Consider the following 26,009-nt stretch of genomic DNA (forward strand, 5'->3'; position numbering starts at 1 on the left):
AATAGAAATTTTTAAAACAATAAATAACTATGGCACTAGAAATAACAGACGCTACTTTTGATGAAGTAGTACTTAAAAGTGACAAACCAGTATTGGTTGATTTTTGGGCAGCGTGGTGTGGTCCATGTAGAATGGTAGGTCCTATCATCGAGCAAATTAGTGACGAATACGAAGGAAAAGCAGTAGTAGGAAAAGTAGATGTTGATGCGAATCAGGAATTTGCTGCTAAGTACGGAGTTAGAAACATCCCTACAGTGTTAGTTTTCCAAAACGGAGAAGTTGTTGGACGTCAAGTAGGAGTATCTCCAAAAAACGTATATGCTGACGCATTAGATTCATTGTTATAACAGCATACTTAATAAAAAAAGCAAAAGGTTTGACGAATTGTCAAACCTTTTTTATTTTCACAAAAATCAACATGCTTCCAATGGATATCCAGAAAGAAATTAACAAAACCGGAGGTTTTACCAATCTAGAACTACTCGCAAAACAGGTAGTAGAAGGTTTTATTTCTGGTATGCACAAAAGCCCGTTTCACGGATTTTCTGCAGAATTTGCAGAACACAAAGTGTACAACAACGGAGAGAGCACCAAACATATCGATTGGAAACTTTTTGCCAAAACGGATAAGCTTTTCACCAAACGCTACGAAGAAGAAACCAACTTGCGATGCCACATCATTTTGGACAACTCCTCTTCTATGCATTATCCTAAAATCAATGAGCACAACATAAATTCCTTAAACAAAATCAGTTTCTCGGTTTTGGCTACTGCTTGCCTGATGAATATCCTGAAAAAACAACGGGACGCTATCGGATTGAGTATTTATAGTGATGAATATGATTATTATGCCCCAGAGAAAGGGAGTGAAAGACATCATCAAATGCTCTTAAATCGGCTAAACCAGACCATCACTGATCCACCCGTTGAGAAAAACACAGACACTTTTCGATTTTTACATCAAATTGCCGAAAAGATTCACCGAAGGTCTATGATTTTTTTGTTTACGGATATGCTTCAAGCCTCTTCTAGCCCAGAAAAGCTATTTGAAGCGCTAAGACATTTGAAATACAATAAACACGAGGTCATTCTATTTCATACTATCGACAGCGAGAAAGAAATTAATTTTGACTTTAACAATAAGCCTACTCGATTTGTCGATGTAGAAACCGGAGAATTTATCAATCTCTATGCAGATAATATCAAAGAGAATTATAAAGACGCAGTATCCTCTTATTTTTATGATCTCAAAATGAAATGTGCTCAATACGACATTAAATATGTTTTGGCAGATACTACAAAAGATTTCAATAAAATACTTACCACATACTTGGTTGAAAGACAGAAATTTGCTTAATCTATTTTTATGAAAGCAAAAAAAAACTAAAAAAACATTTGCGGGTAATAAAATGAGGTGTATATTTGCATCCGCAATAAGGCACTGGTCTGGTAGTTCAGTTGGTTAGAATACCTGCCTGTCACGCAGGGGGTCGCGGGTTCGAGTCCCGTCCAGACCGCAAAATTGTAAAAGCTTCAATCCTTATTGAAGCTTTTTTTAGCAATTAAAAATGTTGTGTTGTCTCACGCTTGTCGTGAGTGGTTTAGTAGTAAACCAATGAGAAGCTTTTCCATTTAAACTTGGAGAGGCTTTTTTTAATGCTACGCTATTCTTTTTCTAGAAAAATTAGACCAATGATCCCAAACTTGTTGGATAAATAGTACCAAAAAGGCAACGGCTACTATAAATTTGATAAACGTACCAGTCAAAAAGCCGATAAATGACCCAAACGCTGCTTTTAGTGCTTTTGAGATTTCAGAACTATCTCTTATAAACTCACCTAAAAAAGCTCCCGCAAAAGGCCCTATAATGATTCCAAAAGGTCCTAAGAACAGAATCCCAACGATAAGCCCCAAAGAACTGCCAATCATCCCGTATTTGGTACCCCCAAACTTCTTGGTCCCCAAAGCAGGTACAATATAATCCAGTATCCATACCAAAATAGCTACCCCAAGGGTAATGCCCAAAAATGTCCAGTTTTGTGGAATAGCATCCGAGAAACTAAGCGTAAGCAACCCAACCCACGAAGTAAACGGACCCGGCAATACCGGTAGAAAGCTACCGATTAGCCCCAATAAACAAAGAAGAAAGCCAATTATTAATAAGGCAATATCCATATCTGTCTTTTTACCTATTTGACGATAACTGCATCAGTTTGTTACATTTTTTTAACTAAAAAATTAGTTTAAACTAAAAATTTAGTTATATTTGTTCCAAACGTTCTCAACAATTTTTAGATTTTTATGAAATGAGCCTGATCATTAAACTAATTCTCAGCAAGAATGATCAGCGGCGATTTCCATGTGATTTCTAAAACAATATTAAAACACATGAAACAACTCACAAAAGCAGAAGAAGAAGTAATGCAACTATTGTGGCAACTGGAAGAAGCCAATGTAGCCACCATTATAGAACAAATGCCGGAACCCAAACCAGCATATAATACGATTTCTACTATTGTTAGAATTCTCGAAAACAAGTCCTTTGTATCTCATCGAAAAAAAGGTAAAGGATACATCTACTTCCCTTTGGTGATGAAAGAGGATTATAGCGATCAATCACTCAAAAAACTAATGAACAACTATTTCAATGGGTCTTTTAAAAATATGGTTTCCTTTTTTGTAAAAAAGAATGATATGGATATCAAGGATCTAGAGAAGATTTTGAATGAATTTGACAATAAAAAATGAAACCATGCTTCACTATATTTTACAAATCTTAGCTTTTCAAACCCTTTTCCTTCTCATTTATGACCTTTTTCATAAAGAAGATACATTTTTCAACTGGAATCGGTTTTACCTACTCTTCACTCCCGTGCTTTCTTTAGTATTGCCTTTTATCAAATTAGAAATATTTCGCAACCAACCCTCTCAGGTAGTGGTTACTCAAGTAGAAGAAGTAATTACCTTATCTTCTGATAGCTTAGTCATTTTGGGTACCACAGGGCCTGAAGAAAATCCGATAAACTGGTGGGCACTTACTTACTTTATTGGTTTTGGTATCAGCCTGCTCATACTTGCTTTCAAATTATATAAGCTTAAGGTTCTTACTAGTTTTTCTTTCATCTCGAATATTAACAATAAAAAAGTAATTACACTTCCTAATAGTAATCAAGCATTTTCATTTTGGAACACTATATATATAGGAGATCAATTGCACGATAATGAAAAGAAACAAATTTTGATTCATGAACTGGTACACGTAGAACAGAAACATTCTTTGGATCAAATTTGGTTTGAGATTTTGAAAACTTTCTTTTGGTGGAATCCTTTGGTCTATATCTATCAATCCAGAATGACCGTATTACACGAATACATTGCTGATGAAGCCGTTACCAAAATGATTAATAAAAGAAGTTACATAGATCAATTGCTTAATTCGGTTTTCCAAACACAGGAAATCTCATTTGTGAATCAGTTTTTTAATCATTCATTAATTAAAAAAAGAATCCTCATGCTACAAAAACCTAAATCCAAATCTGTAATGAAATTTAAGTACCTTTTACTAGTTCCTTCTATTGTTGGAATATTAACGTATACCTCTTGCATAGCGGAAGGTAGTGACTCTAATACTATCGAAAACACAGATAATCCGAACTACGTTGGATTATTATCTACCAACGAACCTGAATGCCCGAATAAGAATTCAGAGTACGACAAAGAGCTGGATAACTACTTAAAACTAACTTCTGGAGACAATGAAGAAGTGATTATCGATATAATATCACAAGAGACTTCAAAGAAGATACGAACCGTTCATCTTACTCGAAACCAAACGTATCGCACACAAAACATTCCTGAAGGAGTCTACCAGTTGCTGCTATCTTATGGGGATGGTTATGCTGAAAAGACAGTTGATAATGAGTGCGTTAGTTATTTTGAAAAGCCAAAAGCCAAAGAATTAAGTCATCAAATTTTGGATTTCACCACTATAGTGACCTCCACAGGTCGTAACGTCCCGTCGTACTCTATGGATGTATATTTGAAAGATCCTCAATCACCAGAACAAAATTTAATGGCCAAAGTACAAGATACCGTAAAAAAAGGTATTCCATTCGCAGTACTAGATAAAGTCCCTTCTTTCGAATCCTGTCAAGAATTTTCAGATAATGGTGAGATCAAAAAATGCGTATCACAGAAGATTCAAAAAATTGTGGCTACCAACTTCAAAACTGAAGTTTTGGCAAAAAAAGGATTAGTAGGTGTTCAAAGAATATACGTACGATTTAAAATAGACACCACTGGAAACATTGTAGATATTAAAGCCCGTGGTCCGTTACCAGTAGCAGAAGCGGAAGCCAAAAGAGCAATCACCAAAATTCCACAAATGATTCCTGGCGAGCAGAACGGAGAAAAAGTAGGTGTGCTATACTCTTTACCTATTGTTGTCAAGATAAAAAAAGAGGGAGTTGAACAACAAAAAGAAAAACAGACAGCCAGAGCAACTAGTCTTGCTAGCATGTCTGATAAGCAAATCCTAACAGAGAACTTAGGCGATTATAAAGATCATAATGTTAAACCGGGATATTATTTGGTTACTAATATTTTTAAGAGTACATCTTATGCTGAGAAAGGATTAAGTAATCTTAGAAAAATTGGTCTACCCGCCCAAGCATTTAATAACCCTAAAGACAAATATATTTATGTATATCTGGAACGCTATGACAATTTTGTCGACGCGAAAAAAGCATTAGGTAGTAATTTTAATGATCAATATTTTGGAGACATTTATATCTTAAAAGTAATTACCGAATAAATAGATGCTGTAACCCATGGATAACAAAATTGTATCGCTTTTCCTTTTTGTTCTTTTTGCTGGAATTGCAAAACATACCGCTCAACCCTCTGTAAAGGTTGCAGATAGTCTCTACACCATTGGAGACTACTCTGCAGCGATAAAAACCTATACAGAGATTACGCCCAAAAATGATCATATATTGGCTCAAATGGCTCGATCACATAAGGCGAAAGGCACTCATGATGATGCCCTGGTATTTTACCAACAAGCTATCGAAACTAATCCAAAAGCATTAATTGCAAAAATGGAATATGGTAAATTGTTGATGACCACCAAAAATTTTCAAAAAGCGAACGGCATTTTTGAAGGATTGGTGGCCAAACATCCGGAAAATCCAGATTTTCAATATCAATTGGGGCTTACCAAAGAAACGCTAAAGGATAGTGCAGCGATCTATCATTACAAAAAGGCATTTGATCTTGACCAATCGCACCAAAAAAGTTGCTATAAAGTAGCCAAGCACTTTTTGGTACGCAGAGAATTTGATAGTGTAGTAAAATATGCCCAAACAGGATTGTCTTACTACAAAAACAATGTAGAATTGATAAGCATCCTGGGGCAGAACTATTATAAAATGGAAAGATTTGATAAAGCTATTCCCTACTTCATACAACTGGTTGAGCTTAATTATGTCAATGAGTTCGTTTATCGCTACCTGGCAACATCATTTTACAAAGAGTATGAATATAAAGAGGCTCTACAGTATTATAAATTATTGCTTAATTATGATGATGAAAATCCAAGGTTGTACAATACGCTTGCTGAAGTAAGCAGTAAACTAAAAAACTATAAGGATGCAGAAAAATACTATCTCTCCGCTATAGAGTTACTTGATTATAATCTGGATGGGGAATATTATAAACTGGCAATGACCTACAGATTTCAAGAAAAATGGGAAGATGCCATAGCTTACATGAAAAAAGCAATAAAAGAAAACCCTGGTAATATTAATGCGCAGTATGAACTAGCCGCTTTTGCAGATGCCTATTACAAAGATCCTGAAATCAAGCTTTCCTACTACAACAAATACTTAGATAAGTTTGGGGAAAAAGAGGATCCCACAGATAAACCCACTAAGGTGGCCTTTAAACGTTTTATCCAGGAAAGAGTGCAAAAAAGAATACGTCAGTTGGAGCAGGAAATAGCTACAGATAGTCTTGGGGCAAAAAAGTAATTCTTGTTTTACAAAAAGAAAAGGGTCGCTTAAAACAGCGACCCTTTTTTATAACATGATGTTTTGAATTATTGCTTGATTATTTTTTGAGTTGAAATAACCGTATTGGATTTATGTTGCTCCAAAACATTCAAAATATAATACCCCGAAGGTAGATCACTAACATCAATGGTATTGTAACCATCTTTGATCACCATTTCCTTCTGCAGAATTCCGATAGAATTAAATATTTTAACTCTAGCGCCTTCTGCTGCTCCCGAAACCTGAATCATATTGGTCATTGGGTTAGGATAGGTTTTTATATTGCTATTATTTGCTTCAATTCCTCTCTGCGCTACATTAGGCGAAGAAGAATAGGTAAGGATCAATTCTGGTTGCGCGATGTTCTTATTCTCTTTTGAACCAAACGCAAAATCATTCCCTGAGGTCATGTTTAATACCAAAGAAATTTGATCTCCGGTTATTGCTGCAGGATCCAGATCTATGATTTTCTCATTCCCTAATCCAAAAGTAGTGTTCAAACTACCCAACAATGCTCCTGTAGCAGGTTTATTGGCATTAGATAAATTAGTTTCGGTCCACGTATCAGAAGCTCCTTTATGGATGGTAAGGTTACCGTTTCCTGGATCTGAAACTACTGTAAACTTCAATTTTGCATCGATTACGGTTCCGCTAATAGAAGACAGATCGAACATGAGGTATCCTGTTCTGCTGTTTTGCTCAATTCTAACGATAACCTCGTTGTAATTGCTTGCCCCTTGAAGATACGCGTCATGAACTGGCGATAGTGTAGTCGTTTGTTCTACCGGCTCTATTTTTGAAGCCTCAACCTTATCTACATTAAACAAATAACCTGCACCACCTCGATAAGCTAATTTTAAGGTCTTGTCTCCTGCAGATAACGAAACGTTTACCGAATACTTTTGGTAATTATGCCACTGTCCGTTTACAGGAATCGCAACGCTTCCGATAACACTGTTACCTTCAACGATATCAATTGTTCCTCCTACACCTGCACTCGATCCGTAGAAATCAAAGGTGTATTCTCCTGCAGAAGCTGCAGTAACTGCATACTCTGTATAATCTCCATCGTTAATAAACCCTAGGTTTTGGCCCGATGTACCAGGAGTATTCTCAATACGTACACTTCCTGACTTGGCTGCAAAGCTTTCTGCTTCAAAATTACCAGGTATATTGATTGCTGGCGGTGGTGGTGGAGGCGTATTATCCTCTACAGTAATATTTACAGCTCCAGAAGTAGCAGTAGCTCCTTGATTATCGGTAGCTTTTGCTGTTACTGTATAGTTCCCTGGTGCAGCAATTGTTGTAGTTGTATCGTATGGAGCCTGGTTCTCTGTTGCTACCAAGTTCCCGTTTACGAAAAATTCTACTTTTGCAATGGTACCATCACTATCTGAAGCCTCTGCGGTTAATGGTATAGTAGCTCCGGTTTGATATGTACCTCCATTTGCCGGAGAAGAAAGATTAACCTGTGGAGCAGTGTTATTTCCACCACAATCTACTAACACCTCAGCTGGTCCAGTTCCTGTAGGTTTGGTATAGACTTTCGAAAGTACAAACTTATCCATTTCAAATCCGTCTTCTCTCATCGAAAAAGATATGGTGTGCACCCCTGCTGTAGGCACATTAATGAAGATCTTTTCTGGCTCTCCACAGTGATTTGCACTGGTACGTTGCTTGCTCTCCCAAGTCCACTGGTTTTTACCAGAACACCATTGCATTCTTTGTCCAGAAGCTGGCCAGGTTCCATCGATACCAACGTGTACTCCATTATCCTCAGATCCGGTAGAATGTGCTCGCACCCATACAAAGTATTTTCCTGGGTTTGTAAATTTTACCTTGTAGTTAATAATCGCTACTTGTCCAGGTGTGTTTGAGAAGCTTACTCCATTTTCCAAAGGATCCGAATGTGTAACTCTGGTATCTGGTAAAATCTCTAAGTATCCACCCTCACTAGCTCCGCTAGCATGATTTGGATCTGGGTCTGGTGTTGGTGTTCCTGTAGTACTGGCATCAAAAGCATACCATTCTCTATTGGCAGTTTTGGTCTGGTCTACAAAATGCTCTGCTTCTACAGCTACTATTCCATTTTCTTCCAAAGCCACACAATCACCGCCAGAGCCATCTCCGCCGTCTCCACCGCCATCGTTACACTCAAGCTCAAGGATTAACTTTGGAGCAACACTCCCTTCTTTTGATGAAAAAGAAACATCATTCCCTCCAGTTTGTTTTACAATAAGAGAAATGGTTTCTCCGGGAGTTACTCCTGATAGTGTCCATTGATAAGATTGACTCACTCCATAGCTGGTATTCAATGATCCTAATTTAGCTCCTTCTCCCGGCTTATTGCTGTTAGAAAGATTGGCCTCTGTCCAGTTGTTTGAAGTTCCTTTAAATACTTCAATTAATCCACTTCCACTATCTGAAGACACTGCTAATTCTAACTTCACTGCAGTAACCGTTTCTGTAGCCGAAGGCACGGTAAATTTAAGATATGAAACTCTGTTTCCACTCTCTACACGAAGATCTCCATTGTTGAAACGAGTGGTTCCTTGTAGATAAGCGTCTTCCGAAGCAATAGCTACTTTGGTATTATCACATCCTCCGCCGTTTCCGTTTCCATCTTTGCTAGTGATTAAAGCCACCCAGTCATTATTATCTGGAGCTACCAAATTACCACCTAAGGTTGTTTTGGCAGTAAGGTTTCCACCAGCTCTTGGATTGTACCATTGTACATCATATTTATTGTTCCCTGCAGGTAGACTTAGTCCAGTAGATCCTCCATTTGGACGATATACGGCGTATACATTTCCTGCCTTGGCCAATACATAATCATTGTTGTCCGAGGTAACACCATCTGCACTAACCATATCTACCATGGTGCTTTGCAAATGATCATTAAAGAATTTTAAAGCATAACCACCTTCTTTGTATTTCTTTCCTCTTTTTCTATGATCATTACCATTGATATCACCATCGTCGTTGGTATATCCGCTATAGTATTCTACTCCGGTTCCTCCGGCCATAAGGGTTCCCCAAAGCACTCTATGTCTTACTTCTTTGTCAGATATTCTAACTCCTGTAGAAGCAGGACCTTGTTCATCATTGGCTACCACCCACTTTTTACCTGCATTTCTTGATTTCTCTAACCATCTTTTTACATCGTTATGTACATTGTTCTTTCCGGTTTGTATCGATGCTCCGGTTAGTTCAGAATTGTTTCCTAATAATGGATTGTAACGCTGATCTTGCTGGTTTGGATAAGTATGTATCACGATATTGTGATCATATGGATCTACATTTTTGATATATGCTGCCGTAGCTTTGGCCACATTATCTGTCAATGTAGTCTCCTCAGTCAAATTCCAGTTCAATGCCAAGTGGTGCGCAAAACGTGCAATAAGTTCTCTGTAGTATAACTTTCGTTCTCTTCCAAAGTTATTTCCATCCATTTTATTGTCGTTCTCGGTCTCCATGGTTTTAAAATGCAGGTAAACTCCCTTTTTATCTGCATATTCCATGATTTTTTCCCACTGATCCGTTTTTGAAACATCAAAACGATCGTGATGTACTTTGTTCCACTGTTGACCTCTGGAGGTATTTCCATATTCCTGCTCAGACACTTTTAGCACATGAGGAAAAACTGCTCCTCCATCACCATCGGTGTTCCAGGTTAAGAAAGACATCACATTGGCTCCTTCGCCAGAAAGGTAATTGATCACCCCTAACATTTCGGTACCTTTACCATTACCCCAGGTATATGCGCTTGCATCTGCTGCTACATAATCCCTTTGGTGAGGCTGCCAGGTTTTGCTTCCTATCTTATTCAAATTGTTATTAAAACTTGGTGTAGCATCAAAATCCACATAGTTCAATGCATTTTCTGGAGAATCCGCTCCTGCCTTTACAAACCAAGGCCCGTTTGGATTTGCTGGATTAGTTCCTACGTGCTTTAAATAGTGTTGTCCTACATATTTAAGTCTTCCAAGTTCTTTACTTCTGAAATCTCTTCCAGACTTGTCAGATTCTGCCACGTTGAAAGATCCAGTAGCACCGTTCATAAAGCCTGCTCCAGAACCTCCGCCGTTGATAGCAACGTTGGATCCCTGTTTAAAAGACACCGACCAGTTCCAGGCCCCTGTTTGATCTGGCGCAAAATGTACTCTCCATTTATTTCCCGAAGCACAGCCATTATTTGCTGCATTCCCACAAGCAGCAAAATAACCAGGAACTTTGTAACTACGATTACTCGCCTGATGTGTAAAGGTTACTTCCAGATTATAATCTGAAAATGGACTAGGGTTGGCCGTTTCTGAGGTGTTTGGCCCATTAAATGTTAAGGTAACTTTGTGCCACCTTTTTAATTCTCCTTCTGGGGTTTGGGCTTGCGCCAATAACCCCAAAACGAAAAATGCAATTAAGCAATTAAGTTTAGTAAGTTTCATAATTAAATTGATTCTAGTTAAACGTATTATTATTTGTTTGTAATTAATTTTAATGACTCTCGTCATCCGTGTAACTAGGGGTAGTGCTTGCGAGGTGCCCACACCTCATGTTTATGATCTATCGGTGAATTATTATTTTTTTCTGATTTGTGTATTTGTTTTATAGTCTACAATTTCTAAAATGTAGATCCCGGATTCTAAACCATCTACAGGGATTACCGTTTGAATATTTTGTTGTCTTTCTTCAATAAATTTTGTAGTAATGGTCAAACCTGTAAGGGTATATAGATGTAACTGTAACTGAGTAACTCCACTATGTTTTTGGAGTTCATCTTGTGATATATCTACATGTATATAGTTTACCGCTGGATTAGGACTTATCACTACATCCGTTGCTGCTATGCCAACAGCAGTGGTATTACTACAATCTGGCGAAATAGAGGAAGTACTAAAGTATATTGAAAACCCTTTCGATTTGGAAACCAAAACAAAATTGCTTACATCCAATCCTACCCAATAATCTCCATCAAGCCCGGGAATCCCAGATGCTGTAATCAAAATTGAAGGTTGCGGTGTATCAAAACTATGAGTTACCTTCGGTATAAGATCATTCCACCAATTTGGAATACCATTGCTGGTATTCATAGAAAATTGATAAAATCCATTATTCGTTTGGTCCCAGTTTACTTCAAACTTGATAATATTACTTAAATCCGGACCACCATCTCCCAAAACGAATACATTCTCGAAAGCACTGTTGATTGATGGAAGCGCGCTATCTAGTGGAGTACCAAAAGTGCAATCACCACCGCCACTACTTGCAGGATTTCGGAATACGGAAATCGAATTTGAAAAATCGAAATCTCCAACCAAGGTATTGATATTTGCATTCATAACTAACCCTTGTAAACCATCTTCGTAACTCAAATGCCAAATAAGACAAGTCCCTGCACCAGCGGTATCAAAATCAACAGATTCAATAGTAGCTGGTAAGCCAAGAATGTTATTTTGATCATCGGTAACCACCCATTGTGAGTTGGCTCCTGTATTACCAACCAACGAAATACCGGAAACATTATCGACCAAACCATCTCCAACGGTAAAAGAGAAAGGTCCTCCAGAAATACTTCCCCCATCGACTACAGGAGTAGGTGTTGTCCCTCCATCACAATTAGGTGCAATTATCGAAGTACTGAAGTAAATGGTAAACCCACCAGTTTTTGACACCAGCACGAAATTATCGGCGTCGATAGTAGCCCAATACGAACCATCTAAACCACTAAATCCAGAGTCGGTTATGGTAATTTCTGGTTCTGGCGAGTTGAAATTCTGGGTTACTTTGGGTAAAAAATCATTCCACCAGTTTGGTGAACCATCATTGGTACTCATAGAGAGTTGATACAATCCATTATTACCGGCATCCCAATTGATTTCGAACTTGGTTACATTATCCAAATTTGGCCCTCCATTCCCCAAAACGAATACATTCTCAAAAGAGGTATTGATCGAAGACAAGGGAGTTGCCAAAGGCGCTCCAAAAGCACAACTTACATTTCCATCAGTAACAGTAATAGTCTTGGTGATACTATCTGTTTGACCAGATGTATTTGTCACTACAAGCGTTACCGTATATGTTCCTGGACTAGTATAGGTAGTCGTTGTTATTCCCATTGTTGTCGTTTCTCCATTATCAAAATCCCAACTGTAGGACAAGCCTTCTCCTGAAGGATCGGTAGACCCAGTACCATTAAAAGTTATTGTTACCGGCGCCACTCCTCCATCTACATTAGAAGTTATTGAAGCAATCGGATTTTGATTATTGGTATCCGGTTTATATATCTTAAACTCTCCTGCCAGATGCATAAAACTCATCATGTACAGCAAACCATCATAATATCGAAACTGCCCTGATGGTATCGACAATTCAAATAGTTCATCCACAAAAGGCCAAATCTTGGCATCTTCCAACGCTAAACTCCCCACTGCATTACAGGCTACCAACCCAGGATTATGATCTGTATTTCTAGGTGTACCATCGAGTGTCCATAAACCAGGATAATTAGGTTTATCTTTAAAAAAGTCGATCTGTCTATTGATCAAAGGTTGAATAGATGTTTTATTTTTCTGAAACCAGGCAAAATCAAACCCCATATTCATGATATTCCTCCAGGCATCAAACTCAAAATTCGCATGTGTCCCAATATTTTTGGGAGTCCCGTCGAATTCTGAATAATCGGGCATAAGACCTGTTACCGGATGTGCAGCTCTTGGTAAAAGATAGGTTCTACTCACATCTGCCATTTCTGACCAAAGTGTATTATTATTATCCGCATACAATGCCCATATTTCATAAAACCCAGCCAAATGATACGACGGATCAGTAAACGTAGCCGATGTACCACAAGGGGTAAAAACGATTTGCTTCTCGGCAAGATTGACTAAATCCGTAGGACATTGCCCACTATCCGAACTTGGTTTATTAAGCATACTGTCCAGGATATAATTAGCCTGTCCTCTATAATCAAAGACATCCGTCTGCGGATCAAAATTACCATCAGAAACGCTCCCCCATTTAGCATCAGCAAAGAACAATGCTGTGGCAAAATACTCTTCGCCGTCGGGAGCCGGATTTTGATCAATCATAGAAAAGTCTGTTGTGGTTAACTGCCATGCAAAAAGCCCTTCTCTGGTAGTACCTGGTTGATGCTGACTATGCGTTTTCGCAAACTTCCATAGTTTATCAAATTGTTCTTTCTTATCCAATTGCACACAAATCATCATTCCGTACGACATTCCTTCAGATCGAATATCATTATTTCCCGTATCCAGAATATAGGCCATGTCATTACCCACTTCATAATACAAGCGTTCAGAATTCACATCTCCGTTAACAAAGAATTGATTCCATATTTGATCCAGTCTTGTCGAAACTTCAAGAGTTGTTCGCCCAGATTCTACAAACATGTTTCTGTAGATATCGGTTGTAAATGAAGGCTGATCAGGAATAACTGGCGCAGGTCTGGAATCACCATTACTCACAGTTATTATTTTTTCTGCTTTTGAAGTACTTCCGTTTCCATCATCAACAGTTAACATTACCGTGTAGGTGCCCGGATCCGCAAACGTCATTGAAGGAGTTACGGCAGTAGCTGTTTGCCCATTTCCAAAATCCCATACATATGTTAAAGTATCACCGTCAGGATCTGAAGATGTAGAAGCGTCAAAATTAACTTCCAAAGGCGCTGCGCCAGAAGTTACACTTGTAGTAAATGCAGCAACAGGAGGATTGTTTGTTGTATCTCCTTCTTTTGTAAAAGTCATTGTAGAGAAGTTAAACGAACCACCATCTATAAATATTCGCATCACCTGCTCTCCTGCATTGAGCGTTACGTTTGAAATCTTTTGAGGGATGTAGCTTGTCCATCCACCTGTAGAAGCTACCTGTTGAATTCCGGTAACATCAATTCCATCAAATTCTAAATGGTAAGCCCCTGTAGATACTGCCGAAGCTACCAGCACATCAATGGTATACGTACCTGCTTGCACTACATCTACAGTGTATTCTATCCACTCTCCTGTAGCAGTATATCCAATATTTCCACCATCACCTCCAAATTCGGTATCCACATCTTCTTCTTGTCGTATGCCGTCACCTTCATTTCCTACGGTAGTGTCATGATAGGCAACTACTTCGCCACCCAGATCAAAAGAAGTAGCCTTTATTTGTCCTGGAATGCTTTGTGGTTGTCCGTTTACATAAGGCACCTGTGGTGGTAACGGTATTGCCGAAAAAACCACATTGATCGTATGATCACCGGCTACATTGGAGAATGTATAGGTATTTATCGCTCCCAAAGAACTTCCATCTACTACCACATCTTCAATCTTAAAGCCTTGATCGGCCGTGATATCAAATATCTGGTTATCATTTTCAGAAACAATAACGTCTCCCGAAGGCGATATACTACCTCCCGTATCGGCTGATGCTACAATGGTATAAGTAACTCCACAAGCGGGAATACCTGGATTTATCATTGATTGCGGAATCACAGAGGTGTTTTGTATAGAATTTATATCGGTTACACATATTTCCTCTGCAAAGGTTGTTGCCCAATTTCCAAACACTCCATCTGTTGTGATATCCAATTCACTATTGGGTGCTCCACAATCATTATTGTCTACAGCTCCCCATGACCAGCTTAACCAACCGATTTTTTCCTCTTCCAGTCTTTTGATCATTTCTTTGTAAGGAAAACCTTGCCCACAAGCAACTGGAGAAGCTACTTTCTGCGGACCTTCACCTATGATATAGGGAAGTTCTTTTTGTCTCGCATCAAGAATCATGGCATTAAGACGATCTATTTTGGCTTGATCATCCCCATTGGTCCAATAGGTATGTACCGCAAAAATGATATTGTGCAACGGGTCAAATTCTAACAGTTCTTTTCCTCCTTCAAGAAAATAGCGTTCCTGATTTCCATAGCCCCCACAATCTATCATCAAAGGGGTATCTACTCCTGCATCTCGCAGTTGTGTAATTGCATCTTTGTAATAATTTACCCATTGGGCGGTAGACTCAGATCCATTTCCGACCTCATTCCCGATGTTAACGATCAACCACTTTTTGTACTTTTGAATGGTTGCCAAAACTGCTGGTTTTTTCCAATAATCCAACAATAGTTGAAGTTTACTAAAATCACCTGTGGCATCATGTAATTCTGCCACAGGAACCATTTTATTCTTAATACTATTATTGATTAAAGCATCCAATTCATTTTCTGGACCTTCGGTTGTCCAAACCAATCGTACGGCATTGGATCCTGTTTTTGCTATTTCAGGAAGAATTCTTTCTCCTGTTCGGTCCTGAGACCAAACAAACATTTCGTTAACTCCCCTCATTACTATTTCTTCTCCACAAGAAGAATAGATTTTATCTCCTTGGACACGTATAGTATTTTGCGAAAACACTTGATGATTATTCCATACTAAAACCAATAGAGCAAACACCAAAAGTGTTTTTAAAAATTTACTTGGTATATTCATGATTGCTAGTGCTTGGTTTTATTTTATCACTTGTTTTACAATCGTCTTATCTCCTTTTTGAATTCTAACAAAATAGGTCCCAGGACGTAATGCGCTAAAGTCAAATGATGTACTATTGATATCTTCTTGCACTTGCTTTTCCTGGAATACTTTACCAGAAAAATCAATCACCTTGATGTTTGTATTTTTAAAAGATGCGGTCGTATTTACTACTAGCTCGTTTACTACTGGATTTGGTGAGACGATCACTTTTGAAGACGCTATTGCAGCAGAAGCAGCAGCAGCAGGTTCAAGACCCCAAATCAAGTTTCCATTTTGATATAGGGTAATTTTATCATTAGCCATATAATCCAATGCTGTTGCGTTAAATGAGTAGTCGTCGGCTTCATCAAAAGGAGTCCAATTTGTTTTGGCAAAACGCCCTTGTATCGGACCAGAATTTTGCGATGCACTTATACTTCCAGCAGCTGGATCAAAGGATATTTCGAGATAATCCATTCCATTGGCCTCTCCAAAAACTCCATTTACAAAACCACTACCCAATTGGGCCCAATCGCACCAGAAATTAAGGTTATTATTCTCTTCTGAAGTGAACCAATATCTAATGGTAAGATCACTATACGCTACAGGCTGATTGCTGTTATTCACAATTCTCAAATGAGGGTTGATCATATTATCAGCGGTGTTCCCTCGTCCTCCATCTTTATACTCAATAGCTAAATCAGATACCACTGGCTCGTCGGTAACGGTAATGGTAACGGATGCTGTATCCGTCCCCCCTTGCCCATTATCCAAGGTTAATACAACAGTATATATTCCTGCCGAAGTGAACGTATGAGTTGCTAATTCTCCAGTTCCAGTATTTGTATCTCCAAAATCCCAAGCATAACTCAATACAATCCCCTGTGGATCCAAAGATCCTGTAGCATCAAAATTTACAATAAGTGGCGCTATACCAGAAGTCACATCTGCAGTAATACTGGCTATTGGGTTTCCGTCTGTAATCGTTATGGTTTTGGTTACCGAATCATCAAGTTTACCATCATTTACGGTAAGTTGTACTGTAAACGTACCTACCGTATTAAATAGGTAAGAAGTAGTTACTCCTGTGGCCGTATCTCCGTTTCCAAAATCCCAGGTATACGTTAAGGTATCATTGTTGGGATCTGTAGAAGACGAAGCATCAAAAGTAAGAGTAGCCGGTGCAATAGCAGTATCTGTATCTACTACAAAAGAAGCCACCGGAGGTTGATTGGGATCAGTAACGGTAATCGTAATGGTATCGGTATCGGTATTACCACTAGGATCGCTAACTGTTAAGGTTACCAGCTGATCACCGAATTCGGTAAATTCGTGATCTATAGCAGCTCCTGTTTTGGTAACACCGTTTCCTAAATCCCAAACATAGGTCAACACATCTCCATTAGGATCGGTAGACCCAGAACCATCAAAAGAAACTAATAATGGTCCATTACCAGATATGGTACTAGCTGTGATCAAAGCCGTTGGTGTATCCACGGTAGTTCCCGGCTCAATTCCGCTAATCAATTTCCCGTTAAGGTACAGTGCTACTTTTTCCCATACGGCAAAGTCTTTTTTGGTGCCATCATATGAGTAATCGTTTGCCTGATTTGTTATAGACCAAGTGCTGTTTGCTATTTTCGGCTCCATTCTACCAGAGCCATCATTTCTTCCCAATAGCCCCGCAGCAGGATCGAAAGTAATTTCAAGATAGTGCATGTTCCCTTCGGTATTTACTATAGTGCCTTTGATATTTTCACTTCCGATCATGGCATAATCCACAAAAAAGTTAAGAGGTAAGTCTTCTTCCGTTTCAAACCAATATCTGATACTCAAATCGGCATAAGGAACATCGTCTGAAGAATTATTAAATATTCTGAAATGTGGTTTTATGATATTGCTTTCTACGGCAGTTGATGCATCTTTATATTCTAATGTTAAAATACCTTCCCCTCCTATCTGAATATTTCTTGCAGAAGAGGTTTTGGTCACCCCATTTACCCCGGTTGCCACTGCAGTAATCTGGTATTGACCATCTGGCAAATTATTTAAATCCAACTCGTAAGGAGCAAAAACATCTTCTCCTACCAACGCTCCGTTACTAAAGAATTCTACTTTGGCAATGGTATTGTTTTCATTTAATAAATTGGCTTCAATATGTACCGGACTCCCAGACACAAACTTATCTCCTGACTTTGGAGAACGTAGCGAAAGGTAAATCGCTTCTCCTCCCGACATTTCTTCCATTCGGAGCGCATGTTCTTTGTAGATCGCAACCTCAACATCACCTTCAAAAACCGCGAACTTATCTCTTGGAGTATTATTATCCGGGAACCACCAAAACCCACTAGCTCCGATCTTATTTTCTTCGATAAAGCTATACATCTCCTCCCACCACTCGTAGCGCTCTTGTATTTCTACATTGAATTCGCCGATGTATAAGGGTTTTTTGATGATATTATGGGATTCGTCTGCCCATTGTGCCATCAATTGCATGGTTTGCTCCAAAGTAAAGTTGGACCAACTCTCTCGTATATATGGGTGAGCAGAAGTAAAATCAACATAAGGAGATTCATGTATTTTGATGAAATCATTCCCTTCATCTCCTCCAAATCCATATTTTAAACCGTGTGCCTCAAGACCTGTCCCTAGCAAATGATTGGGATCTATGGTTTTAATAAAAGCACCCATTTCGTCTACCCAAGCCCTTAAGGTTTCTGATGCCAAATCGTCTCCAAACCCTTGATATCTGGGTTCATTCATCAGCTCCCAAGCTAGGATGGTAGGGTCATTTCGGTATTCGACTCCATCATAATGGTTTACCCTAGTGATGAAGTACTCTACATAATCCTTGTATCCTTCTATAGCGGATCGATTGGTAAAAAACTGTCCTTGATCATGTATCCCTGCTCCTTGTACATCAATCCCTTCCCATTTCAGGCGGTCTTTGATTCCCCCATAGTCATTCCAATAATTTTCGAGTGCAACGATTAACTTGATTCCGTTGGCCTCTGCGGATTTTACTACATAATCGAATAATGAGAATTGCCCTTCGCTGTACACTCCCTTTTGAGGTTCAAAACCATGCCAGTCTTCATGACTAAATCCCCATAATCGAACCACTCGTACTCCATTGACATACAAACGCCTCATATGCTCATCGATACGATCTTTATCCATGAATTGAGTTTCGATATCACCACTAGATGATCCGTAGGTGAAGAAATCATAAACGTTGGCTCCAGAAAAATAGAATGGTTTTCCGTCTAACATAAATTTATCTCCTTCGGTATAAACAAAACCTGCTGGAGGGGTCGTTTGTGCAGTCATAAAACTGACATTTAGAATCAAAAGAAAGCTCCCTAAGAGTATCTTTCTAATTGCTGTTATTTTCATTTTTTTTGTGTTATAGTTAGTTGGTGTTCTTGTACTTTTTTATGCACTGATTTATCATCAGTAAGCATTACTTATATTTCAAAATTTGCTTCACTACAGTAGCTCCTGCATATTGTATTTGCATGAAATACATTCCTGATTCTATACCGTCTGTAGCCAAAGTAATTTGAGATGTATCTTGTTGTATTTGATGAGATTGTATAATTTTCCCATTAAGATCAATGATGGTAATACGAGCTCCCTGAAGGGTCTTTGGGTTACTAATAGTAATCTGATCGACAAAAGGATTTGGTGACGTTACTACCTGTAACTTTTTATCATTGTTCGAGGCTTTTATAGCGTTTTCACAACTTGGTGCTGCAGCTGCATTACTAAAGTATATGGTAAAAGTTCCTGCTTTTGATACCATCACAAAATTATCCCCATCTTTTGCCACATAATACGTTCCATCAAAGTTGGTGATACCGGTACCGGAAAAAGTAATTTCTGGTTGTGCCGAATTAAACGTTTGATTTGTACTATTGGCGATCAAATTCACCCACCAATCTGGCACACCATTATTAGTGTTGATCGATAATTGCCATAGCCCGTTATTTTCTAGACTCCAATTGATTGTAAAATTGGTCACATTACTTAAATCAGGCCCACCTGTACCCAATACATACATGTTTGAATAGGTACTGTTTTCGATCGTGGGTAACGGATTTGCAAGTGGTGTTCCAAAGGCACAATCATTACCCCCAACAACAGGTTCTTCGATTACGATGTTCTGGGTAGTTGTATCTGAAATACCATCTACGTTAGATACCGTTAGGCTTACTACGTAGTTTCCAGCAGCTGTATATTCATGAGATACCGTTGCTCCTGTATCAGAGGTTCCATCACCAAAATCCCAATCATAGGACAACACACTATTATCTGAAATTGTAGAACCAGACCCGTCAAAATTAATGATCGCAGGCACTGTAGCAATTGTCGTATCTGCTACAATATTGGCTGTAGCCGTTGGAATTGAAGGGTCAGTTACCGTAAGGGTAACCGTTTCTGAAATATCAGAATTTGCTCCATCACTAATGGTAAGCACAACCGCATAAGATCCTGTTTGTGTATAGGTATGCCAAGGATTTTGTGCTGTACTTACATTTCCATCTCCAAAATCCCAAGAGTAGCTAATCACAGCATTACCAGGAAACACAGAAGATGAACTATCAAAATTGACTACCAATGGCACAGTACCTTGGATCGGTGTAGCCGTAAAATTAGCTTCCAAAACAGGTATAGGATTGGTTACAGTGATCCGCACGGTTTCAGTATCAGTACCTCCTTTGGAATCATCGACCGTGACAACCACATCGTAATCTCCAGCTTGTTGATAGGTATATGCTACTACCGCTCCCGTGGCGGTATCTCCATTTCCAAAATCCCAGTTGTAGGTCAACACATCTCCATCGGGATCACTAGACCCAGAAGCATCTAAGTTGAGCGTTAGCGGAGCAACACCGGAATTTGTATCTACTGTAATGGCCGCAGTTGGAATCCTATTAGGAGTTGGCACATTATTGCCATCTGGCTCCAGTCCCCAAACCAAAGTCCCCTTGTAGTATAAGGTTATCAATACATGGGGTTTTAGTGAGGTTTTCCCTGCATCATACGAGAAGTCATTCCATTGATTGTGTGTTTGGAAATTAGAGTGATGTAGTCTTGTTTGAATAATACCCGATTTTCCATTGGCTGGTAAATTTCCTGAAGATGCATTAAAACCTAATTCAAGGTAGTTTTCTGCTCCTTGAGTTCCAAAAGTCCCTGCCACTCCGGTCACTTGAGCATAATCTATATTGAAACTCATAGGTGTATTATGCTCGGGAGTAAACCAATACCTAATTTTAAAATCGCTTAGAGGTAAACTTTGTGCAGACTCACTCACAATCTGGAATATAGGTTTTAGCTCTGAAGTCGATACGGATGAGCTATTATCACTATATTCTACACTAAAATCAGTATCGGGCAGATTATTAAATCGTTCATCAACCGTTATTGAAATTTCGGCAGGATCTCCTGTGATTTCTCCATTGGCTTTGGCTAATACCAATTTGATGGTATGTTGTCCTTCGGAAAGATTGGATACTGCAATTGGTGCTGTCGAAAATACTGATCCTTGCTCTATATCATCAATAAAATATTTGACATGTTGCCCACCTGGAGCAATATCCCACAAAAATGTTGAGAACTCAATAGAAAAATCTGGGCCTACCAATCCACCATTAGAAGGGGATTCGATGATCGCTGTCGGATTTTGAGGTAAAGGATCATTGGTCACAATTACGGTAATGGTTTCTCCAAGATCCGTTAGAGAATTATCACTTCGTTCCATCTGTAATGTTAACTCATGAGGTCCTTCTGATAGTGCAGTGGCATCTGTAAATTCTCCTTCTGCACCGATCAATCCACGATCACTACCATCGATTCTAAATCGAAGTTTGTATTGCTGCGACGGCAGATCCCAACCTTCAGTTTCAAAATTGATTTGTAAAGGTGTATTGACCAATTGCCCATCTGTTGGAGATTTGAAATACACATCTGGTAATGGTCCGATTGGAGTGGTTGCATCTCCCCCGTGTAACGTCCACAGTACAGCAGCATCAAACATTTTGAGCCCCTGATCGGTAAGCAAATGCATAAACTGATCCCGAAGTGGGAAAGCCACTCTACGAGAAGGAATTGAAATACTAGGTTCATACCCAAATAGTATCGGTTTTGTACCTGCTTTGGCAACCACTATAGCCTCATCTGAAGGGTTCCCAAATGGCAAACTTTGTGTGATCGAATATAAAGCCGTTTGTATACCAGCTCCTGCAGCCATAGGGTGATCTGTGGCAGTGATGGTTACGTTAGCAAATCCTTCAGGAGTGATCCCATAACCCGTGTTTAACTCTCCACTGGTCATTCTTAGTTTCCCGTACATAAAAGGATTCCAGGTCATCAACGGGACTCTCGCCCCTTCCAGATCGTTCCCTAGTTCTCTAGGATCTACCGTAGAGGATACCAAGACCAAATCGAATGGGTTTGCAGATTGTGGACTGGTAGCTTCTTCGTCAGAGAATAAGGTGATTACAAATCCTAATTTTTGCTCCAATCGAGATTTAATTCGCTGATCTTCATCAGACAAATTATTCTTATCTCCAACCACAAACATAACCTTGATCGTATTCTTGAATTTGGCATTGATCTCTGGTGTAATTGAGGCTGTCTTTCCATTATTATAAAACACTTTGGCCGCAATGGTATACGATTTCCATATAATCGGTTGCCAAGAGGATTCAAAAGGTGGAGTAGTTACCTCATCTACCAAATCATTATCTACATAATATTCAATCTTTGTAACTCCTTCAATATTGGTATTTACACTTAGTTTTACCGGATCTGAAGTATCAATTTGAGCTCCATCTTTTGGCGAGGACATTTCTAATTCTTGTGCAGATGTTACTCCAATTTCAGACCCATCTATTTGTTTTATATAGGCTTCAAGCTGATCAATTTGAGTTTGACTTAAAGAAGATATGTTACCATGTGCATCCCCGGTATTATAGGTGGTAAGAACATCCCTGATGGTCTTTGCCGAACCATTGTGTAGATATGGAGCTGTTGCCCAGACATCTTTTAAGGTAGGTACATCTATCCCGAGCAATGGTTTTTGCAAACGGTTACCACTATTAGCTACAACCGTTCCTACATCATGCAATTTACCAGTGTTACTATCGGTAAAGCTGCTCCCCCCGTGACAGGAGTTACATTTCAGATCTTCGAACAAAGATTTTCCTGCTACCCCTTGTGTGGTAAGAGACCCATCAGGGTTTCGATATGGACTAGGGTCAAAGGTATTCAGTGATTCGATATAAGCGGTTAAGGCATCCAAATCTGCAGATTTCCCAGCCTTGGGATTCCCAAGAGATAAGGCAGTGGTTCCATCATTAAAATCGGCATTACTCATAAATCCTTGCCCCTTAAAATGGAATCGGATATCATTCTCAAAATCCTGAATTTCATCAAAATTAGCACTCCAATGCACTCGCCCATGCCCGGTACCCGCTCGTCCGATTAACGAAATTGTATTCCGTAAACCTTCTCCTCTATCTGTAAAATCCCAGGTTCTTCCATCTTGAGTACCATCGATATGACAACTAGCACAACTTATATATCCATCAGTACCCATTTTTAGGTCGGCAGCATCATAAAAAATTTGCTTCCCTTTGAGTATTGTAGCACTAAGTTCTTCTTGACTTACTGTAGTAATATCAGATACTTTTTCTAAGGTTGCTGTACCATTTTTGATCATTTGTTCTGCATCAAAAACAGTTACCGATCGATCCATAAAATTCTTTACAAAGAGTCGATTGGTTACAGGATCAACAACAAGTCCTTGCGGTGCTTTACCTGCATCCATTTTTAATAGTTCTATGCCTCGTTTTGGATCTATTACCACGATCCGATTATTCCCTTGCATGGTTACAAAAAGGTAGTTACCACTAGGGCTAAATAAAGCAGAAGACGGCTGCCCATGATTATCAATATCCAACCTACTGGGGAGTATTTCGGTACTGGTGACCAAATTAATTGGAGATATTGCTGTTCGAACAACATTATCAAATGTTAGGGGCCGACCGTCTCTTGCCAAACCTCTTAAAATATTATCTTTTTTGGCCACAGACCAGGCCGTTTGATTATTAGGGTGTATTGTTACGCCGGAAATGTAGTTGGGTAATCCTCTTCCTGCATTTCCATTATCTTGTGTAAAATCATCAAGGGGCAAAGAAATGGTGTTTTTGAGGCTGCGAGTGTTGATATCGACTTCCCAAATTTGCCCTTCACTATCTGGAGATATAAATCGCGTAACTAACAAAGTTTTACCGTCTCCAGTAATCCCTAGAGCTCTTGGTGTATCTCCGATACTAAAGGATGTACTCACAGAATTGGTTTGCGAAGAAACTTCTATAATATTTCCGGATCCGAATCCGGAAACGAAGCCTTTTTCTCCATCAGGAGTAAAAACCATTCCGTATGGTCTGGTTCCTTTGTCCAGGGCTATTGTTTTTTGTACGGTTCCTTGTGTATTTAGAATATACAATTGATCAGAGTCTCTACAACTCACCCAGGCATTGCTATTTTTATCTATTGCAACACTAATGGGATCTTTACCTACGGTAACTTCTTTGATTATGGAAAGGTCATCTGCATTGATAAGGGTCACTGTATTGTTATCCGGGTTTACAGACCATACGATTCTATTGATTTCATCTACAGCAATTGGGCTGGATTGGGAGGGACGAAGAGTAGATAGATTTCCTGTTACTACCAAAGATTGCGAAGCTACAGCAAATCCTCCGTTGTTATCGCTTACCTGAACCTGAACGGTATAGTTACCAGAATCCGTGTAGGTGTGCGTAACCGTATTACCCGCCCATTCGGTTTTTGGAGAACCATCTCCAAAATCCCATCGATAATTAAGGGTATTCCCTTCTGGATCAGAAGCCTCGGCAACAAACTGAAGCTGAGTTCCTGTAGCAACAGGAGAGGGTTGATCCAAATTAATCGCAGTAATATTAGGCGACTGATTGGACGCATCTCCTCCTGTAGTGAAATAGAAAATATATTCTTCCATCCCATTACCCACGGCATCTTTGATTCCTCCTTCTACAAATTTTACTTCGTACGTAGTATTGGGTAGTAATTTTTCTTTTGGAGCGTAATTGATAACCTGATAAGAGGTTGTGGTTACATCTCCACGTATTGGGTCACCTCCCAAAGGACTTACCTGAATGGTTTGATCATTTAGTGTTAAATCATTTAGCGTTTCATTGATTACAAAACCTATAGTAGTGGTAATAGGTTGATTGATGGCTCCTGCTATAGGAAAGTGATGCCCTACCGTGGGCGGGTTGGTATCCAAACCATCTTGATGTGCAAAAATTGAAGTTTTATCATCTCCACTCGCTACCAAAATATGTCCAATAGGCATCCATTGATTATCGATAAACTGAAGGGTTTCATCACTAGACGGAGGAAAAAATTCCTGTTCGATCTCCATCGTTTCAAAATTGAATTTTACTCCTCTGTCAAATCTTCCGGAAAAACCAAATTCATCCTGAAAAATCATATAACGCCCTAGTGTAATTTGATCTGAATGCAGGCTGAATCCTCTTTTTACATCGGTTGGATCGCTAATATCAAATCCAACCAATGCATCTGGCCCCTGATTTCCACTCATAAACACCAGGTAGTTTCTCCAAAGTTGAATCCCAGTACTATACTGTTCGTGAGGAATATCTCCTCCAAATGAGCCCAAAAATTTGATATCATTTGGATCTCCAAAATCAAAAACAGTAATAGCTCCGGTTTGCGGAGCATAAAATACATAGTTCCCAACTCGGACCACAACATCGGGTACCGCAGCAGACACAGGAATATCATCTACTTGTACTCCAGATCTCATGTCAAAAACACGACTTCCAACAATAGTATGGGGGAAAGTTTCTAAATTATCGTAATTCGCTTGTCCGTCTTGTACCGTATACAAAATATCGGAAGCCGTTACGGGTTTGCGATCCAACATATTTGATAGATCGAGGTATTTATATCCTGTTCCTTGTACTTCGGGAACCGAATATTCGCGATAAAATAGATCCCCTTCCAGTTTCCACCAGCGATGTCCGTTATTGGCTGCATCGCTAAATTGAACTCTTTTGGGTGCTGTAGGATTCGAAACATCCCAGATTCCGGTTCCAGCTTGACCGTTGATCATTAAATAGTTTCGGTGATAAGTATTGATTCTGTCTCCTTCAGGGAAATTGGCAAGGAAAGTCCCTGCTGGCCAGGTTTGTGTTGTCATTTCAGGCCCCCTGGTGCCATCGTACACTTGTCTTACTGACTTTACCACCAGACCGAAGGAAATAAACACGGCGATGGCTATCCACAAGCGATAGTTCGTTTTTTTAAAAAGCATAAGCCAGCTAGCTCGCTTTTTATATGCAGGCTTCATAGTTATGATGAGTTTGTGTTT

General features: G+C 39.2%; 10 protein-coding genes and 1 tRNA gene. 6 read left to right on the forward strand and 5 right to left on the reverse strand.

Going from position 1 to position 26,009, the window contains the following annotated elements; genetic code table 11:
- Positions 1–29 precede the first annotated feature (29 nt).
- From trxA to AC0L3Q_RS22190, 3 genes are all read left to right on the forward strand, one after another.
- Positions 30–347, forward strand: a complete 318-nt coding sequence (gene trxA, locus AC0L3Q_RS22180; RefSeq protein WP_073321186.1) for a thioredoxin — start codon at positions 30–32, stop codon at positions 345–347.
- Between the two features lie 80 nt (positions 348–427).
- Positions 428–1,357, forward strand: a complete 930-nt coding sequence (locus AC0L3Q_RS22185; RefSeq protein WP_473283012.1) for a DUF58 domain-containing protein — start codon at positions 428–430, stop codon at positions 1,355–1,357.
- 86 nt (positions 1,358–1,443) lie between these two features.
- Positions 1,444–1,517, forward strand: a tRNA-Asp gene (locus tag AC0L3Q_RS22190).
- Between the two features lie 142 nt (positions 1,518–1,659).
- On the opposite strand, the gene AC0L3Q_RS22195 is transcribed toward AC0L3Q_RS22190, so the two are convergent.
- Complete coding sequence (locus tag AC0L3Q_RS22195) at positions 1,660–2,175, reverse strand: DUF456 domain-containing protein (RefSeq protein WP_473283014.1); 516 nt, start codon at positions 2,173–2,175, stop codon at positions 1,660–1,662.
- A 213-nt stretch (positions 2,176–2,388) separates the two neighbouring features.
- On the opposite strand from AC0L3Q_RS22195, the gene AC0L3Q_RS22200 reads away from it, so the two are divergent.
- From AC0L3Q_RS22200 to AC0L3Q_RS22210, 3 genes are read left to right on the forward strand one after another with little or no spacing between them, the layout of a single operon-like run.
- Entirely contained in the window at positions 2,389–2,748 is a 360-nt protein-coding gene (locus tag AC0L3Q_RS22200) for a BlaI/MecI/CopY family transcriptional regulator (RefSeq protein ID WP_473283016.1), read from the forward strand.
- A gap of 4 nt (positions 2,749–2,752) precedes the next feature.
- Positions 2,753–4,813 carry a M56 family metallopeptidase gene (locus AC0L3Q_RS22205; RefSeq protein ID WP_473283018.1) on the forward strand — a complete coding sequence of 687 codons (2,061 nt, stop codon included), beginning with the start codon at positions 2,753–2,755 and terminating at the stop codon, positions 4,811–4,813.
- A 16-nt stretch (positions 4,814–4,829) separates the two neighbouring features.
- The gene (locus tag AC0L3Q_RS22210; RefSeq protein ID WP_473283020.1) at positions 4,830–6,029 is read left to right on the forward strand and encodes a tetratricopeptide repeat protein; all 1,200 of its coding nucleotides are present in this window, start codon (positions 4,830–4,832) and stop codon (positions 6,027–6,029) included.
- Positions 6,030–6,097: 68 nt separating this feature from the next.
- On the opposite strand, the gene AC0L3Q_RS22215 is transcribed toward AC0L3Q_RS22210, so the two are convergent.
- The 4 genes from AC0L3Q_RS22215 to AC0L3Q_RS22230 form a co-directional block, all read right to left on the reverse strand.
- Positions 6,098–10,495 (reverse strand): CBM96 family carbohydrate-binding protein, encoded by a 4,398-nt coding sequence (locus tag AC0L3Q_RS22215; protein ID WP_473283022.1) that lies wholly within the window; start codon positions 10,493–10,495, stop codon positions 6,098–6,100.
- 132 nt (positions 10,496–10,627) lie between these two features.
- Positions 10,628–15,538 (reverse strand): glycosyl hydrolase family 8, encoded by a 4,911-nt coding sequence (locus AC0L3Q_RS22220; protein ID WP_473283024.1) that lies wholly within the window; start codon positions 15,536–15,538, stop codon positions 10,628–10,630.
- Between the two features lie 18 nt (positions 15,539–15,556).
- The gene (locus AC0L3Q_RS22225; RefSeq protein ID WP_473283026.1) at positions 15,557–18,889 is read right to left on the reverse strand and encodes a PKD domain-containing protein; all 3,333 of its coding nucleotides are present in this window, start codon (positions 18,887–18,889) and stop codon (positions 15,557–15,559) included.
- 133 nt (positions 18,890–19,022) lie between these two features.
- Positions 19,023–25,988: a PKD domain-containing protein gene (locus AC0L3Q_RS22230; protein ID WP_473283028.1), complete on the reverse strand. Its 6,966-nt coding sequence runs from the start codon at positions 25,986–25,988 to the stop codon at positions 19,023–19,025.
- Positions 25,989–26,009 lie beyond the last annotated feature (21 nt).

This window comes from Aquimarina sp. KJ22-3 (assembly GCF_055808215.1).

What these genes read in the sequence shown, in the direction of transcription:
- AC0L3Q_RS22230 (WP_473283028.1), bottom strand. Translation starts at nt 25,988, where the DNA reads ATGAAGCCTGCATATAAAAAGCGAGCTAGCTGGCTTATGCTTTTTAAA.
- AC0L3Q_RS22210 (WP_473283020.1), top strand. Translation starts at nt 4,830, where the DNA reads ATGGATAACAAAATTGTATCGCTTTTCCTTTTTGTTCTTTTTGCTGGA.
- AC0L3Q_RS22205 (WP_473283018.1), top strand. Translation starts at nt 2,753, where the DNA reads ATGCTTCACTATATTTTACAAATCTTAGCTTTTCAAACCCTTTTCCTT.
- AC0L3Q_RS22195 (WP_473283014.1), bottom strand. Translation starts at nt 2,175, where the DNA reads ATGGATATTGCCTTATTAATAATTGGCTTTCTTCTTTGTTTATTGGGG.
- AC0L3Q_RS22220 (WP_473283024.1), bottom strand. Translation starts at nt 15,538, where the DNA reads ATGAATATACCAAGTAAATTTTTAAAAACACTTTTGGTGTTTGCTCTA.
- trxA (WP_073321186.1), top strand. Translation starts at nt 30, where the DNA reads ATGGCACTAGAAATAACAGACGCTACTTTTGATGAAGTAGTACTTAAA.
- AC0L3Q_RS22225 (WP_473283026.1), bottom strand. Translation starts at nt 18,889, where the DNA reads ATGACTGCACAAACGACCCCTCCAGCAGGTTTTGTTTATACCGAAGGA.
- AC0L3Q_RS22185 (WP_473283012.1), top strand. Translation starts at nt 428, where the DNA reads ATGGATATCCAGAAAGAAATTAACAAAACCGGAGGTTTTACCAATCTA.
- AC0L3Q_RS22200 (WP_473283016.1), top strand. Translation starts at nt 2,389, where the DNA reads ATGAAACAACTCACAAAAGCAGAAGAAGAAGTAATGCAACTATTGTGG.
- AC0L3Q_RS22215 (WP_473283022.1), bottom strand. Translation starts at nt 10,495, where the DNA reads ATGAAACTTACTAAACTTAATTGCTTAATTGCATTTTTCGTTTTGGGG.